Source organism: Spirillospora sp. NPDC046719 (assembly GCF_040645715.1).
GTDB lineage: Bacteria > Actinomycetota > Actinomycetes > Streptosporangiales > Streptosporangiaceae > Spirillospora.
This window is the reverse complement of record NZ_JBEYYT010000240.1, coordinates 1-14,147: the sequence shown is the minus strand read 5'-3', so window position 1 is coordinate 14,147 and position 14,147 is coordinate 1. Positions and strand designations below refer to the sequence as shown.

Sequence of the window (14,147 nt, the reverse complement as noted above, 5' to 3'; positions counted from 1 at the left end):
CATCGCGAAGCGACGCCGAAGGCGCCCTTGACTTTGGAGGGGCGGCCCCGTACGCAAGCGCCACCCCACCACCCGAACACCCCTCTCGCCGATCTTCCGAAACACCCATCTTGAAGACCCAGGACGCACTTCTCCCAGCTCTCCATGGGCTGTCCGCTCAACCAGATCCCGGCCCACCGCTCCCTCTGCCCAACCAGCCCGGCTCGATCAGCCCCCCTCAACCACCCCGCCACCACCGCCGCTCCCGACCCACCTCCGGAACCCTCACCCCCGCAACATCACTCCCGGCCCACCGCCGCAAAACCACTCCCGCCCGCCGACTCCCCAGCCATGCCCGCAGCACTAGGCCGTGTTTCAAAGTCCCGGTTCATTTCGCTCGGCTGGCGGTCCACTCCGCTCGCCTGACGGCTCGCTACGTGACCGGCCTGGGCGAACGCGGCATCGCTTCGCGATCCGCCCGGCTCCGCTCGCCGCCGGCTTCGCTCCACCGGCCAGATCACGCGTTCGCGCATGCGGCTGAGGCCACTTCGAGACAGGCCCTAGTCCCACCGCACTCCACATCCCGCCAACTCCACATCCCGCCAACTCCGCGTCCCCCAGACTCCACATCCCCCGCACTCCACGTCCCGCCCTAGAAGCAAGCAGCCACCCGCAAACTCCAACCAGCCCGCTCCGCGAGCACCCAGGCTGGACGCACCTCGCGCAGCCGCGATCTCGTCGCCTCCACCGCCCCACACCGCGCCGTAGAAGCCACTGCCCTCCGGCCAGGCGCCTCCAGTGAGCCGACAAAGCCGGGCCAGCGACCACCGGCCCGCGTGCAGGTTGCGGCCCCCGAATGGCGGCAGCACTCGGGGGCTCGGGATGGGTGGACGGCTACTGCGTGCGGTCGGCGACGATGGCGGCGAGGGCGGCGGTGATGTGGGCCTCGGCGGCGGGCTTGGTGACGCCGGCCTCGGAGAGGACGCCGGTGCCGTGCTCGTGTTCGAGGAGCGCGAGCAGGATGTGCTCGGTGCCGATGTAGTTGTGGCCGAGCCGGAGGGCCTCGCGGAAGGTCAGTTCGAGGACCTTCGTGGCGTCCTGGTCGAAGGGGATGAGGGCGGGCAGCTCGGCGGACTCCGGGGGCAGCGCGGCGGTGGCGGTCTGCCGGACGGTGTCGAGCAGCACGTCCTGCGCGGTGATGGCCTTGGCCGCGAGCGACTCGGGGTCGGCGAGCAGCCCGAGGACCAGGTGGGCGAGGCCGATCTCCGGGCTGCCGGCGGCGCGGGCCTCGTTCTGCGAGGTGACGACGACGTTGCGGGCGCGGAGCGTGTAGCGGGAGAACCCCTGGGACGGGTCGAGGTCGCCCGTCAGGCCTTTCGGGACGAAGCGCTTCTGCGCGGCCTGCTTGCTGACGCCCATGCTCCGGCCGATGTCGGTCCAGGACGCGCCGGAGCGGCGGGCCTGGTCGACGAAGTGGCCGATGAGGTGGTCGGCGACCTCGCCGAGGTGCTCGGCGGCGACGACGGCGCTGGTGAGCTGTTCGAGGGCGTCGGGGTGGACCTTCTTGATGGCGGCGATGAGGTCGTCCAGCCGGATCTGGACGTCGGTCTGCGCGGATTCGCTCATGCGTCAACCATAGGTTGACGATCCAGGATCGTCAACCGGCGGTTGACGATTACCAGGCGGCGGCTCCGGCGAAGGAGGTGGCGTGCGGGGCGTAGCCGAGGACGTCGCGGGCGGCGGTGATGTCGAGGGTCCGCTCGACGGCGAGGTGGCTGATCGCGTAGCGGGTGAGGCGCGGCGGCTCGGGGCGGCGGGCCAGCAGGAAGGCACCCTCGGCGACGGTGGCGAGAGGCCGGGCGAGACGCGCCGGGATGTAGACGGGACGGGCGGCGACGCCGCGCTCGGCGAGGATGGCGCGGAACGCGTCGTCGATGACGACCGGGGCGGCGTCGGCGACGTTGAAGACGCCGGAGGAGACGGGACCGGTCGCGGCGAGCAGGCACGCCTGGACGAGGTTGGCGATCGAGGTGAGGCTGATCCGCTGGCGGCCCGTCCCGACCGCGGGCAGGAACGGGCCGCGGACGGCGGACAGGACGCGCGGCAGCAGCGTGGTGTCGCCCGGCCCGTAGACGGCGTGCGGGCGCAGGACGATCGCCTCGCGTCCGAGTACGAGCCGTTCGGCGGCGGCCTTGGAGGCGCCGTAGGCGTTGAGGTAGCGGCCGACGGGCGCCTGGTCCTCGGTGGCCATGACGCTGGGCCGGTGGGGGTCGTACACGCTGGCGGTGCTGACGTGCACGAACCGCGCGCCGGGGAAGGACGCGAGCGCGTTGCGGGTGCCGGTGAGGTTGGCGGCGAACAGGTCGGCGGACCGTCCCCAGTCGGTGACGCTGCCCGCGCAGTGGACGACGGCGTCGACGGCGGGCGCGTCCGGGATCGGCCCGCGGGTGAGGTCCCAGGAGCGGTAGGGGGCGCCGGCGAGGTGGCCGGGCGGGACGGACGGCCGCCGGCCGAACCCGATGGCGGTGATGTCGCGGCAGGTCAGGGCGCGGCAGACCGCGCCGCCGACGAAGCCGGACGCGCCGGTGACCGCGATCCTCATCCGGGCGTCCCCCGGTGCCGTGCCGCGAGGTCGCGGAGGCGGTCGCGGTCGAGCTTGCGGGTGCGGCCGGAGCGGGGCAGCGCGTCGAGGACGATGACGCGGTCGGGCAGCGCGTCGTGGTCGATGACGGCGGGGAGCTCGCGGCGGAGGCGCGCGGGGTCGGCGGTGCCGGTCACGGCGAGGACGACCTCCTCGTCCCCGGTGCCGGGGTCGGGGACGCCGACGATGGCGGCCTCGTCGACGCCGGGTAGCGCGGCGATCGCGGGCTCGTAGAGGCCCGGGTAGAGGTTGAACTTGCCGCGGATGAGCATGTCCTTCTTCCGGCCGGTCAGGATGATCCGCCCGTTGTCGAGGCGGGCCAGGTCGCCTGTGGCGAGTTCCTTGAACGGTTCGGCGCCGAGATAGCCGCGGCAGAGGTTCGGGCCGGAAAGGAGCAGTTCCCCGTCGTCGGCGAGCCGTGCTCCCACGCCGGGGAGAGGAGCGCCCAGAAGGTCGCCTTCGGCGCCGGACGCGGTGTGCGCGAGTTTCTCTTCGGCCGACGCGATCGCGACCGGCAGGATCTCGGTCATCGCGTAGACGGAGAGCACTTCGGCGGACGTCGCGCTCGTCGCGCGTTCCAGGATTCCGGCGGGTGCGGGTGCGGCGCCGAGCAGGACGTACCGGAGCGACGGCGGCAGTTCCGGCGCCGCGTCCAGGATCTCGGCGAGGTGGACGGGGACGCAGAACGTGTGGGTGGCGCCGCGCTCGCGCATGAGGCGCACGAAATCGGCGGGCGGGCAGAACAGCGGCGGCATCGACCAGCGGGCGCCGGATATCAGCGTCGGCAGTCCGAGCATCAGCTGGTCGGTGTGGACGACGTCGCCGGTTCCGAGGGGCATGCGGTCGCGGAAAAGTCCGAGGGCCGCGGCGAGGGACGCCTGGGAATGGACGACGGCGCGCGGGGACGCGGTCGTCCCGGAGGTGAAGATGACGGCGGCTGGGGCGTCGGGGTCGGTGTCCCGTTCGGGTTCCGGGGCGTCGCCGCGCAGCAGGTCGGCGAGCGGCAGGGAGCCTCGCGGCACTCCCGGGAGGCGGCGCCCGACATGGACGTGCCGCATCGGGTCCTCGCCGGGGATCCGCAGTTCGGTGAGGTTCGGGAGCAGCAGCCCGCGCCTCCGCGCATAGGCCCTGACCATTCTCAGCCGGCTGCCCGCATAGAGCACCGATTCCGCGGCGGACCAGCGCGGCCGCGCCAGCCGGAGCCGGGCCGTGAACATTTCCGGCCCGGCCCCGGGGTCGGCGAACACCACGACTCCGCCGGCGGCGACGACGCCCAGCGCGAGGACGAGTGATTCCGGCGACGGGCGGACTGAGAACAGCACTCCGTCGCCTTCCGCGAGGCCGGCGGAAAGGAGTCCGTGGCGGACGGCGAGAACCTGGCGCCGCAATTCGCCGTACGTGAGTCGCGCGCCGTTCCCAGACACCAGGGCGACATCGCCCGGCGTCCGCGCCGCCTGGTCGAGCAATTGCCGGACGAGCGTCATGCGACGGCCTCCGAACGGACGGCGAGATGGCGGTAGGTCGGGATGAGGACGCCGCGGGCGGCGGCGCGGCTCGTGATGCGCAAGGGGGCGGCGTCCAGGAGCGTCCGGGCGACCCGCCGGATCTGCGCCATGGCGAGGGGATAGCCGATGCAGAAATGCGGTCCGGCGCCGAACCAGAGGCGCCGGAGTTCCGGCGGGTGCGGGCGTTCGAGATCGAAGGGCCCATAGTCGCGGCAGCAGTTGTGCGTGGCGATGAGCACCCGGTCCCCAGGGCGGATCGCGACGCCGCCGACGACCGCGGGGCGGTGCACGCTCCGCAGCATCACCGGCGTCGGCGTGGTCACGCGCATCGCCTCGTCGATCGCCCGGTCGAGCAGACCGCGCGCGGCGGCGACCCTCGGCAGCTGCCCCGAGTCGGCGAGCAGCGCGATCAGGCGGGGCAGCAGGGTCGCGACGGTCTCGGTGCCGGTGAGGAAGAAGGCGCCGGCGGCGCCGCGCGCCTCGTCCTCGGAGAGGCCGAGGGTCCGCATGCGCCCCATGACCGTGGACTCGTCGCCGTCGGCGTAGGACTTGGCGGCGATGGCGCCGAGCGGGTCGAGGACGGCGCGGGCCCGTTCGACCTGCGCCGGGGTGAGGCGCCGCGTCCGCAGCGACACCATCGACACGATCCGCTCGCCCTGCTCGAACAGGTGCCGCCAGTCCGCCTCCGTGCCCGCGTCCAGGCCGATGACCTCGCTGATGACGGCGCCCGCCATGACCCGCGCGGCGTCCACGAGGTCGACGGTCGCGCCGCGCGCGAGGCGGTCGGCGAGCCGCGCCAGCGGGTCCGCGAGCACGCGCGCGCACAGCGCGTCGGTGTAGGACGGGGTGAACAGGTCGGTGAGGCGGCCGCGGAGGGCGCGGTGCGCGTCGCCCTCCATGTTCAGCAGGACGGACGGCCCGAGCACGGGCGTCCACAGGTCGCCCGGTGAGCCGGGGCCGTCCTTGCGGAACGTCTCGCCGTCCATCAGCACCTCGCGGGCGAGCGGCGCCGCGTTCACGACGACGCCGAGCCCCGGCACGCGGACGATCGGCCCGCGCCGGGCGAGCCCTCTGAGCAGCGGATACGCGAAGGGATGCGCGGTCAGGTAGAGCCGCCGCTCCCAGTCCGGGGACCTCATCGGATGTCCACGACCTCGGGCATGTAGCGGTGGTCGGCGTACCAGCCGAGGGTCTTGACCAGGCCGAACGCGCGCAGCCGCCGCACCGACCCGTACACGGCGACGTCCTTGCGGAGGCCGTAGGCGTCGGTCAGGTAGCGGACGCGGTTGACGAGGGCGCGGTCCTCGTGGACGTCCTCGATGCGGGTGCGCGGGAACCCGCCGGCCCGCTTGTACAGGTCGGCTGTGATGGCGACGTTGCAGCCCGGCATCATCACGTACGGGCCGAGGTACAGCGGGTCCTGGTTGCCGGGGCGGAACCGGCCGAACGTCGCCGCGATCCCGATGACGGCGGGAAGCAGGCGGCGCTCCCAGAGCTTCAGCGGGAACTCGTCGGTGCGGGGGCGCAGCGGGCCGGACACCATCTCGAGCCCGTCCGCGAACGCCCGCTTCACCGCGGCGATCCAGCCGGGGGCGGGCAGGCAGTCGGCGTCGGTGCGGGCGATGTGCGTGGCCCCGGCGGTGATGGCGTGCCGGAAGCCGGTGTCGGCGGCGGCACCCGTCCCCTTCTGCGGTTCCGGGACGATCCGGACGTCCATCGCCGGATGCTCATCGGCGAACGCCCGGACGGCGGCGGCGGTCCCGTCGCGGCTGCCGTTGTCGACGACGGCGAGCGTGAAGCCGGGGTCGGTCTGCGCGGCGAGCCGGTGCAGGGTCGCGCCGATCGAGCGCTCCTCGTCGAACGCGGGGACGACGACCCACAGGTTCATGACGCCCGGCTCGGCGGCCGGCTCGGCGGCCGGCTCGGCGGCCGGTGCGGTCGGCGGCGTGGTCGAGGGTGTGGTCGGAGGCATGCCGGTCACAGCTCCGCGAACATGACGCCGAGGCTGACGCCGCCGGCGAGGCCGATGAGGGCGACGCGGTCGCCGGGACGGCAGCGTCCCTCCGCGATCGCGGTGTCGAGCTGGAGCGGCAGGCTCGCGGACGCGACGTTGCCGTGCTCGGGCAGCGTGACGACGAGCCGGTCGGGCGGGACGCCGAGCGTCGCCCGCAGCACCTCCAGGTACGGCAGGGTCACCTGGTGGACGGCCACGACCGCGAAGTCGTCCCAGGTCAGGCCGGTCTTGGTGAGGGCGTTGGCGAAGATCTCCGGACCGGCCGCGAGGAACGCCTCCTTGAGCCGCCGCCCGTCGCCGCTGAAGTAGGCGTACTCGGGGTCGCGCGGGTGCATCGACCCGCCGGCGGGGAGGGTGCCGATCCCCCAGGCGCTGGAGACGGCGGCGAAGTCGCGGTAGAAGATGCCGCCGTCGGGCGCGGCCTCGACGAGCATCGCGGCGCCGCCGTCGGAGAGGGTGTAGCCCGCGAACGCGTCCGCGAACTGGGCGCGGTCGCGCACCGTCCAGCGGATCGCGCGAGACGGGCTCTCGCCGGTGCAGACCAGGACCCGCTCGTGCTGGCCGGTGCGGATCAGGGCGTCCGCCGTCTGGAGGGCGTTGAGGAAGCTGTTGCAGGCGTTCTTGACGTCGAACACCGGGCAGGACGCGCCGAGCTTGGCGGCGGCGATGTGCGCGGTGGCGGGTTCGATCAGGTCCTGCGACGCGGAGCCGAAGATGAGCAGGTCGAGGGCGCCGGCGCCGAGGCCGCGCCGGTCGAGCGCCCGGCGGGCGGCGGCGACGGCCAGGTCGGACGCCTGCTCGCCGTCGGCCATGACGTGCCGGGCCCGGATCCCGGTCATCCGCTCGACGATCGTGGGGTGCGGCCGGTAGCCGGGGCTCTCGGCGGCGACGCGGGCCTCGACCTCGGCGCTGGTGACCACGCGCGGCGGCAGGTGCGCGGCGACGGCGGTGATGCGGGCTCTCATGGGCTGGTCCCCCGGTCCTCGTCCTGTGTGGGAAAGCCAGGTTCGCGGGCCCCGGCCGCGTCCGGACAGGGAGACCCTACGGAAGACCGACCAGGCGTTCTAGCCTGATTCGCGGTGAGTAGCCGCACTCATCCCGAATGAGTACTTTGCCGGACCAGCCGGTTCCGGCCACGGAGGCACGGCCTCAAATACAGGGCGAGACGTCAGGTACGAGGCAGGACGCCGGGTACAGGCGGGACGTCGAGGACGGGGCGGGGCGTCAGCCGGCGGGCACGTCCGGCATGCTCGGCACGGCGGGCGCCGCGGCGCGCGGTATCTCCGTCACGGCGGGCGGGGCCGAGGGCAGCGGGGAGACGATGATGGTCGCCGCCGGGCCGACCGGGTTCCCGTCGTCGCTCCGGCGCGAGCCCGACTGCCACCACCACAGCGCGATCGAGATGGCCACCAGGACGAGCACGCCGCCGATCACCTGGATGACCGCCCGGCGGTGGCTCGGCTCGCCGCGGTACCGCCGCCGGGCCCGCCAGGCCCGGACGCCGAGGCGGCCGCGCAGGCGTCCGGCGGGGCGCCCGGTGGGGCGCCACCGCCGTGTGCGGCGGGGCGGCTGAGCGCGCTCGCGTGCGGAGGGTTCGGTGAACGCGGCGTTCCTGACGAACTCCTCGTCGAACACGGGCTCGTCGAATTCAGCGGGCATGGACGTCTCCGGCGCGGGGGGAGTGCACGCCCCAGGCTAATGGACGGTCGCGGCACCCGAACGCCCCGGTCCGGAGCGTCGAACTAGAACACGTTCTCAATTCAAGGCCGGGTCGCGGTGAGGAAGATCACCGCGGCAAGATCTTGAGTTCCGGCACGGGGTCATGGCAACAGAAGCGCCGCTGGATTTCGCCTGCTGAAAGGGGAGGTCGACTCCGCATCAGCGAGCAATCGCTTGAGCGAGACACTTGTTTAGACTTGAGTCTCATTTGCTCTTGCCGGGCCGTTGAAACGGGTTCTACGGTGAGCCGAACCGGACGTTCTCGCGCCGTGTATCGGGAGGAACCGCGCATGACCGCCACCGCACCGGAGACCGCCGTCCCCGCCGGGTTCGACTTCTGCTGCCCGGACCTGATGGCCGAGCGGGTGCCGCTCGCCGAGTTCGCCGCGCTGCGCCGCACGGCCCGCCCGTGGTGGAACGCCCAGCCGCGCGGCCGCACCGGCTTCGACGACGACGGCTTCTGGGTGATCAGCAAGCACGCCCACGTCAAGGAGATCTCGCGCGACGCCGAACTGTTCTCCGCCAACGCCAACGGCGCGGTCATCCGGTTCAACGAGACCTTCGGGCGCGACGAGCTGGACCTCCAGCGCGAGAACCTACTGCTGCACATGGACGCGCCGCAGCACGCCAAGCTGCGCCAGATCGTCTCCCGCGGTTTCACGCCCCGCGTGGTCAAGGGCCTGCACGACGCGCTGCGGGAGCGCGCGGAGCGGATCGTCGCCGACGCCCTGCGCAAGGGCGGCGAGGGCGACTTCGTCACCGAGGTCGCCGCCGAGCTGCCGCTGCAGGCGATCGCCGAGCTGATGGGCGTCCCGCAGGAGGACCGCCGCAGGCTGTTCGACTGGTCCAACCAGATGCTCGCCTATGACGACCCCGAGTACGACGCCGACCCGGCCTGCGCCGCCGCGGAGATCATCGGCTACTCGATGAACCTCGCCGAGCAGCGCCGCGGCTGCCCCGCGCACGACATCGTCACCAAGCTCGTGCAGGCCGACGTGGACGGCCGCGGCCTCACCGACGACGAGTTCGGCTACTTCATGATCCTGCTCTCGGTGGCCGGCAACGAGACCACCCGCAACGCGATCACCCACGGCATGATCGCCTTCCTCGACCACCCCGGGCAGTGGGAGCTGTTCAAGGCCGAGCGCCCGGAGACCGCCGCGGACGAGATCGTCCGGTGGGCGACGCCGGTGACCGCGTTCCAGCGCACCGCCGTCCGCGACACCGAGCTCGGCGGCGTCGAGATCAGGGCGGGCGACCGGGTGGCGATGTACTACTCGTCCGCGAACTTCGACGAGGAGGTGTTCGACGACCCGGGGACGTTCGACATCACCCGCTCCCCCAACCCGCACCTCGGCTTCGGCGGCACCGGCGCCCACTACTGCATCGGCGCGAACCTGGCCCGGCTGGAGATCGGCCTGATGTTCGACGCGATCGCCGACCACATGCCGGACATCGCCCGGACCGGCGAGCCCCGCCGCCTGCGCTCCGCCTGGCTGAACGGCGTCAAGGAGCTGCCGGTGCGCTACCGCCCCTGATCCCGATGGGCGGGACGGGGCTTCCGACGGAAAGTAGAACTCGTTACAGTCGGAGGCGAATCCCGTTCTAGAAGGAGACCGCATGGGTACCCCGGTGATCGTCGAGGCGGTGCGCACGCCGCTCGGGAAGCGCAACGGCTGGCTGGCGGGACTGAAGCCGATGGCCGTCCTCTCCCACACGCTGATCGCCGCCGTCGAGCGCGCCGGCATCGACGCCGCCGAGGTGGAGCAGGTCTTCGCGGGCTGCGTGACGCAGGCCGGCGAGCAGGGCTCGCACATCGGCCGCTACGCCTGGCTGTACGCGGGCCTGCCCTGGCAGACCGGGGTCACCACGATCGACGCGCAGTGCGGGTCGGCGCAGCAGGCCGTCCACCTGGCCGCCTCGCAGGTCGCCGCGGGCGTCGTCGACGTCGCGATCGGCTGCGGCGTCGAGGTGATGAGCCGCGCGCCGCTCGGCACCAACGTGCTGCCCCACAACCCGCGCCCGGACGACTGGTCGCTGGACATGCCGAACCAGTTCGAGGCGGCCGAGCGGATCGCGCAGCGGCGCGGCCTCACCCGCGACGACCTCGACGCGTTCGGCGCGCGGTCCCAGCAGCTGGCCGCGAAGGCGTGGGCGGACGGCCGGTTCGAGCGGGAGATCGTCCCGATCGAGGCGCCCGTGCTGGACGCCGAGGGCAACCCGACCGGGGAGACCCGGACCGTCACCCGGGACCAGGGCCTGCGCGAGACGACGAAGGAGGGGCTCGGCAAGCTCAAGCCCGTCCTCGGCGAGGGCGCGCTGCACACCGCCGGCACCTCGTCGCAGATCTCCGACGGCGCCGCCGCGGTGGTCGTCATGTCCGAGGAGAAGGCGTTCGAGCTGGGGCTGCGGCCGCGTGCCCGGATCCGGGCGCAGGCGCTGGTCGGCGGCGAGCCGTACTACCACCTGGACGGGCCGGTCCAGTCGACCGAGCGCGTCCTCGCGCGGGCGGGGATGACGATGGGCGACATCGACATCAGCGAGGTCAACGAGGCGTTCGCGTCGGTCGCGATGTCCTGGGCGTCGGTGCACAAGCCGGACATGGACACCGTGAACGTCAACGGCGGCGCGATCGCGATCGGCCACCCGGTCGGCGCGACGGGCGCCCGGCTGATCACCACGGCGCTGCACGAGCTGGAGCGCCGCGACGCCCAGACGGCGCTGATCACCATGTGCTGCGGCGGCGCGCTGTCGACGGCCAGCATCATCGAGCGGGTCTGACCGGCAGCGCCTCCGACGCGCGGCACCCAAGCCGCGCAGCACCCCCGCCGCGCGGAATCCCCGTCGCGCAGTACCTCCGACGTGTGGGGACCCCGGAGGCGGAGCGCCGTTCCGCGTTCCGCTAGGGTCCCCACAACCGACTCGCCCGACCGGATTGGGCGCGAAAGGCGGTCCCGTGGAGCCGGTACCCGAGGATCTCGGCGGGGGGCTTTGGAGCGTTCCCGTCCCCATTCCGGGCAACCCGCTGGCCTACACGCTCGTGTACGCGGTGGAGAGCCCGCAGGGCCCCGTCCTCATCGACGCGGGCTGGGAGCACGAGGACGCCTGGACCGCCCTGCGCGACGGGCTCGGCACCTTCGGGATCGACGTCGCCGACGTGCGCGGGGTCGTCGTCACGCACTTCCACCCCGACCACGCGGGGCTCGCCGGGCGGGTCCGCGAGGCGTCCGGCGGGTGGATCGCGATGCACCGCGCGGACACCGAGATCGTCCGGCTGTTCCACACGAGCCTCGGGCACGAGGAGCGCCGCTCGTTCGAGCTGACCTCGATGCGCCGCGCCGGAGCCGGCGAGTCCGAGCTCGCCGCCGGGATGGACCAGCCGCGGGTGGACCCGCCGGCGATCCCGGACCGCGCGCTGGACGACGGCGAGCTGGTCGACCTGCCGGGCCGCAGGCTGCGCGTCATCTGGACGCCCGGGCACTCCCCCGGCCACATCTGCCTGCACCTGGAGGACGGCGACCGGATGTTCACCGGCGACCACGTCCTGCCGCGCATCACCCCGCACATCGGGCTCTACCCCTACGACACCCCGGACGTCGACCCGCTGTCGGACTTCCTCGGCTCGCTGGACAAGATCTCCGCGATGTCCGCGGACGAGGTGCTGCCCGCGCACCAGTACCGGTTCACGGGCCTGTCGGGGCGCGCCCAGGAGATCATCGGCCACCACGAGGAGCGCCTGGCGGAGGTGACGGCGCTGCTGTCGTCGCGCCCCGTCACGCTGTGGGACGTGACCGCCGGGCTGACCTGGCGGCACCCGTGGGAGCAGATGCCCCTCGGCGCCCGCCGCATGGCCGCCGGCGAGGCGGCCGCGCATCTGCGCACCCTGGAGAACCGCGGCGTCGTCCGCCGCGAGGGCACCGACGACCCCCTCCGCTACGTCCTCCGCTGACGAATACGTCCGATCGTCAGGAGCGCAGGCTGATGCGGCGGCTCTCCAGCCAGCGCTGATCGTCCTCGGTCCACATCAGCGACTCGGGCTCGGCGCCCGCGAGGCGTTCGAGCTCCGCCGCGGTGAGCGACTCCGGCTCCGTCCACAGCTGGGGCCGCGGCAGCGCCGCGCGCCGCGCTCTGCGTCTGCGGAGCGCCGTCTTCACGACGTCGACGGCGGCGTACACCAGGATCCCGCCGACCACCAGTGCGAGAAACATCGCGGGACCTCCCATCCCCGGAAACGGGCGTGCGTACAAGAAGTGACATTCCCGACCAAGCGGCACTACACCGCCCCATGTAGGTAAACGTCCGGCGCGCGGACCTCGCCGCAACGTGACAGGTCGATGCGATTCGGGTCACTCCACCGTCTGGACCCTTGATGAGACTGGAGTCTCATGTTAGAACGTGTTCTATATCCGGATGCCAAGCAAGCGTTCGATCACAAGATCATCCGACCGGCGTCCGACGCCGGTGACCGGCCCCGCGCGGCGCGACACGGAGCCACCGTCCCGTCCTCGAAGTGACCAGCCCGCACCGGCTCGAAGGAAACCCATGGCCACTGAGACCCGTACCGCTCCCACCCCGGCCTTCGTCGCCCCCGAGATCGACATCATCGATCCCGGCGTCTACGAGCGGGGCGGCATCCCGCACCGCCAGTTCGCGTGGCTGCGCGACAACGACCCCGTGCACTGGCACGCCGACCCCAACGACGGGGTCGACGGCTTCTGGGCGGTGACCCGCCACGAGGACGTGGTGCGCGCCTCGCGGCGCCCCGACCTGTACTCCTCGCACGAGCGGTCGGCGATGTTCGAGGAGTTCAGCGACGAGGACATCGCGCTGTACGGGCAGATGATGCTGTTCCAGGACCCGCCGGACCACACCCGGCTGCGCAGCATGGTCAACAAGGGCTTCACGCCGCGGATGATCGGCAAGCTGCAGGACCACATCCGGGAGATCTGCAACCGGCTGATCGACGAGGCGGCCGAGCTCGGCGAGTGCGACTTCGTCGAGCACTTCGCGGCGCCGCTGCCGCTCTACACGATCTGCGAGCTGCTCGGCGCGCCGCTGGAGGACCGGGAGAAGATCTTCGCCTGGTCCAACAAGCTGGTGGCCTTCAACGACCCCGAGTACATCGGGGACCGCACCGAGTCGCAGCTGTGCGCCGCCGAGTTCGCCGGCTGGGCGGGCGAGCTGGCCGCCGCGCGCGCCTCGACGCCGCGCGACGACATCGTGACCAAGCTGCTCACCCCGGACGCGGACGGCAACCGGATCACCGACGAGGAGTTCCAGCTCTTCGTGATCATGCTGTCGATCGCCGGGAACGAGACGACCCGGACCGCGACGGCGGGCGGCATGCAGGCGTTCTTCGAGCGCCCCGACCAGTGGGAGCGGCTGAAGGCGGACCGGAGCCTGCTGCCGACGGCGGTCGAGGAGATCGTCCGCTGGGTCAGCCCGATCAACCAGTTCCGCCGGACGGCGATGGAAGACGTCGAGATGGGCGGCAAGCTGATCCGCAAGGGCGACAAGGTCGTGCTGTTCTACAGCTCGGCGAACCGGGACGAGCGGGTGTTCGAGAACCCCTTCGGCTTCGACGTGGGCCGCGACCCGAACCCGCACATCGGGTTCGGCGGCGGCGGCCCGCACTTCTGCCTGGGCACCCACCTGGCCCGGATGAACCTGAAGATGATCTTCGAGACGATCCTGGACCGGATGCCCGACATCGCGCCGGCCGGCGAGGGCCGCCGGCTGCGCTCCAACTTCGTCAACGGGCTCAAGGAACTGCCCGTGCGCTTCACCCCGTCCCCCCGCCGAGGTTGATGATCGAGGTCCCACCGGACAGAGAGGTCCTGGCGCGATGACCACCACCCCCGAGATCGACCTGGTCGCCCTCGACGCGTACGAGCGCGGCGGCGCCCCCCACGAGCAGCTGGCATGGCTGCGCGAGCACGATCCGGTGCATTGGCACCACGGCGACCCGGACCGGGACTACCCGCCCTTCTGGGCGGTCACCCGGCACGCCGACGTGGTGCACGTGTCCCGGCATCCGGAGATCTTCTCCTCCTACGAGCGGCTCGCGCTGTTCGACGAGCCGGCGGAGGAGCACCTGGCCCTGCAGCGGCTGATGATGCTGAACCAGGACCCGCCGGAGCACACGCGCAAGCGCGGCATCGTCAACAGGGGGTTCACGCCGCGCGCGATCGGCGCGCTGGCCGACCACATCAGGGAGATCTGCCGGGGGCTGGTCGAGGAGACGGTGGCGCGCGGCGAGGAGGCGGACTTCGTCCGCGACCTCGCCGCG

The 14,147-nt window shown here is 72.5% G+C and carries 12 protein-coding genes and 1 pseudogene; 5 read left to right on the top strand and 8 right to left on the bottom strand.

Annotation, left to right across the window (positions count from 1 at the left end; all coding sequences use genetic code 11):
* Nucleotides 1-873: 873 nt before the first annotated feature.
* The 7 genes from ABZ914_RS32130 to ABZ914_RS32100 all read right to left on the bottom strand — a co-directional run bounded on the left by ABZ914_RS32130 (nt 874) and on the right by ABZ914_RS32100 (nt 7,798).
* Entirely contained in the window at nt 874-1,605 is a 732-nt protein-coding gene (locus ABZ914_RS32130; protein ID WP_500197815.1) for a Clp protease N-terminal domain-containing protein, read from the bottom strand.
* 49 nt (nt 1,606-1,654) lie between these two features.
* Complete coding sequence (locus tag ABZ914_RS32125; RefSeq protein ID WP_500197814.1) at nt 1,655-2,581, bottom strand: NAD-dependent epimerase/dehydratase family protein; 927 nt, start codon at nt 2,579-2,581, stop codon at nt 1,655-1,657.
* Nucleotides 2,578-4,104, bottom strand: coding sequence for a class I adenylate-forming enzyme family protein (locus tag ABZ914_RS32120; RefSeq protein ID WP_500197813.1), 1,527 nt, complete (start codon nt 4,102-4,104; stop codon nt 2,578-2,580). The genes ABZ914_RS32125 and ABZ914_RS32120 overlap by 4 nt, the downstream gene beginning before the upstream one ends.
* Nucleotides 4,101-5,264 (bottom strand): cytochrome P450, encoded by a 1,164-nt coding sequence (locus ABZ914_RS32115; protein ID WP_500197811.1) that lies wholly within the window; start codon nt 5,262-5,264, stop codon nt 4,101-4,103. The genes ABZ914_RS32120 and ABZ914_RS32115 overlap by 4 nt, the downstream gene beginning before the upstream one ends.
* Nucleotides 5,261-6,097, bottom strand: coding sequence for a glycosyltransferase family 2 protein (locus tag ABZ914_RS32110; RefSeq protein WP_500197809.1), 837 nt, complete (start codon nt 6,095-6,097; stop codon nt 5,261-5,263). Before ABZ914_RS32110 ends, ABZ914_RS32115 begins: the two co-directional genes overlap by 4 nt.
* 5 nt (nt 6,098-6,102) lie before the next feature.
* Nucleotides 6,103-7,104, bottom strand: a complete 1,002-nt coding sequence (locus ABZ914_RS32105; protein ID WP_500197807.1) for a 3-oxoacyl-ACP synthase III family protein — start codon at nt 7,102-7,104, stop codon at nt 6,103-6,105.
* A gap of 259 nt (nt 7,105-7,363) precedes the next feature.
* Nucleotides 7,364-7,798: an SCO2583/SCO2584 N-terminal domain-containing protein gene (locus ABZ914_RS32100; RefSeq protein WP_500197806.1), complete on the bottom strand. Its 435-nt coding sequence runs from the start codon at nt 7,796-7,798 to the stop codon at nt 7,364-7,366.
* A 350-nt stretch (nt 7,799-8,148) separates the two neighbouring features.
* Here ABZ914_RS32100 and ABZ914_RS32095 point away from each other — a divergent pair, with 350 nt between their 5' ends.
* The 3 genes from ABZ914_RS32095 to ABZ914_RS32085 all read left to right on the top strand — a co-directional run bounded on the left by ABZ914_RS32095 (nt 8,149) and on the right by ABZ914_RS32085 (nt 11,807).
* A complete protein-coding gene (locus ABZ914_RS32095) occupies nt 8,149-9,396 on the top strand; it encodes a cytochrome P450 (RefSeq protein ID WP_500197805.1) in 1,248 nt (415 codons plus the stop codon).
* 82 nt (nt 9,397-9,478) lie between these two features.
* Nucleotides 9,479-10,639: a steroid 3-ketoacyl-CoA thiolase gene (locus ABZ914_RS32090; RefSeq protein WP_387026909.1), complete on the top strand. Its 1,161-nt coding sequence runs from the start codon at nt 9,479-9,481 to the stop codon at nt 10,637-10,639.
* A 175-nt stretch (nt 10,640-10,814) separates the two neighbouring features.
* Complete coding sequence (locus ABZ914_RS32085) at nt 10,815-11,807, top strand: MBL fold metallo-hydrolase (RefSeq protein ID WP_500197802.1); 993 nt, start codon at nt 10,815-10,817, stop codon at nt 11,805-11,807.
* Between the two features lie 16 nt (nt 11,808-11,823).
* Here ABZ914_RS32085 and ABZ914_RS32080 read toward each other — a convergent pair whose 3' ends face one another.
* Nucleotides 11,824-12,066, bottom strand: a complete 243-nt coding sequence (locus tag ABZ914_RS32080) for a hypothetical protein (protein ID WP_433140180.1) — start codon at nt 12,064-12,066, stop codon at nt 11,824-11,826.
* A gap of 334 nt (nt 12,067-12,400) precedes the next feature.
* Between ABZ914_RS32080 and ABZ914_RS32075 the strand changes: the two genes are divergently transcribed.
* Both ABZ914_RS32075 and ABZ914_RS32070 read left to right on the top strand, forming a co-directional pair.
* Nucleotides 12,401-13,666, top strand: coding sequence for a cytochrome P450 (locus ABZ914_RS32075; protein WP_190852458.1), 1,266 nt, complete (start codon nt 12,401-12,403; stop codon nt 13,664-13,666).
* 37 nt (nt 13,667-13,703) lie between these two features.
* Nucleotides 13,704-14,147: pseudogene (locus ABZ914_RS32070) on the top strand (cytochrome P450); the annotation flags it as partial.

Excerpts from the sequence above, each read along its gene's own strand:
- ABZ914_RS32130 (WP_500197815.1), bottom strand. The coding sequence starts at position 1,605 with ATGAGCGAATCCGCGCAGACCGACGTCCAGATCCGGCTGGACGACCTC.
- ABZ914_RS32125 (WP_500197814.1), bottom strand. The coding sequence starts at position 2,581 with ATGAGGATCGCGGTCACCGGCGCGTCCGGCTTCGTCGGCGGCGCGGTC.
- ABZ914_RS32120 (WP_500197813.1), bottom strand. The coding sequence starts at position 4,104 with ATGACGCTCGTCCGGCAATTGCTCGACCAGGCGGCGCGGACGCCGGGC.
- ABZ914_RS32115 (WP_500197811.1), bottom strand. The coding sequence starts at position 5,264 with ATGAGGTCCCCGGACTGGGAGCGGCGGCTCTACCTGACCGCGCATCCC.
- ABZ914_RS32110 (WP_500197809.1), bottom strand. The coding sequence starts at position 6,097 with ATGCCTCCGACCACACCCTCGACCACGCCGCCGACCGCACCGGCCGCC.
- ABZ914_RS32105 (WP_500197807.1), bottom strand. The coding sequence starts at position 7,104 with ATGAGAGCCCGCATCACCGCCGTCGCCGCGCACCTGCCGCCGCGCGTG.
- ABZ914_RS32100 (WP_500197806.1), bottom strand. The coding sequence starts at position 7,798 with ATGCCCGCTGAATTCGACGAGCCCGTGTTCGACGAGGAGTTCGTCAGG.
- ABZ914_RS32095 (WP_500197805.1), top strand. The coding sequence starts at position 8,149 with ATGACCGCCACCGCACCGGAGACCGCCGTCCCCGCCGGGTTCGACTTC.
- ABZ914_RS32090 (WP_387026909.1), top strand. The coding sequence starts at position 9,479 with ATGGGTACCCCGGTGATCGTCGAGGCGGTGCGCACGCCGCTCGGGAAG.
- ABZ914_RS32080 (WP_433140180.1), bottom strand. The coding sequence starts at position 12,066 with ATGTTTCTCGCACTGGTGGTCGGCGGGATCCTGGTGTACGCCGCCGTC.
- ABZ914_RS32075 (WP_190852458.1), top strand. The coding sequence starts at position 12,401 with ATGGCCACTGAGACCCGTACCGCTCCCACCCCGGCCTTCGTCGCCCCC.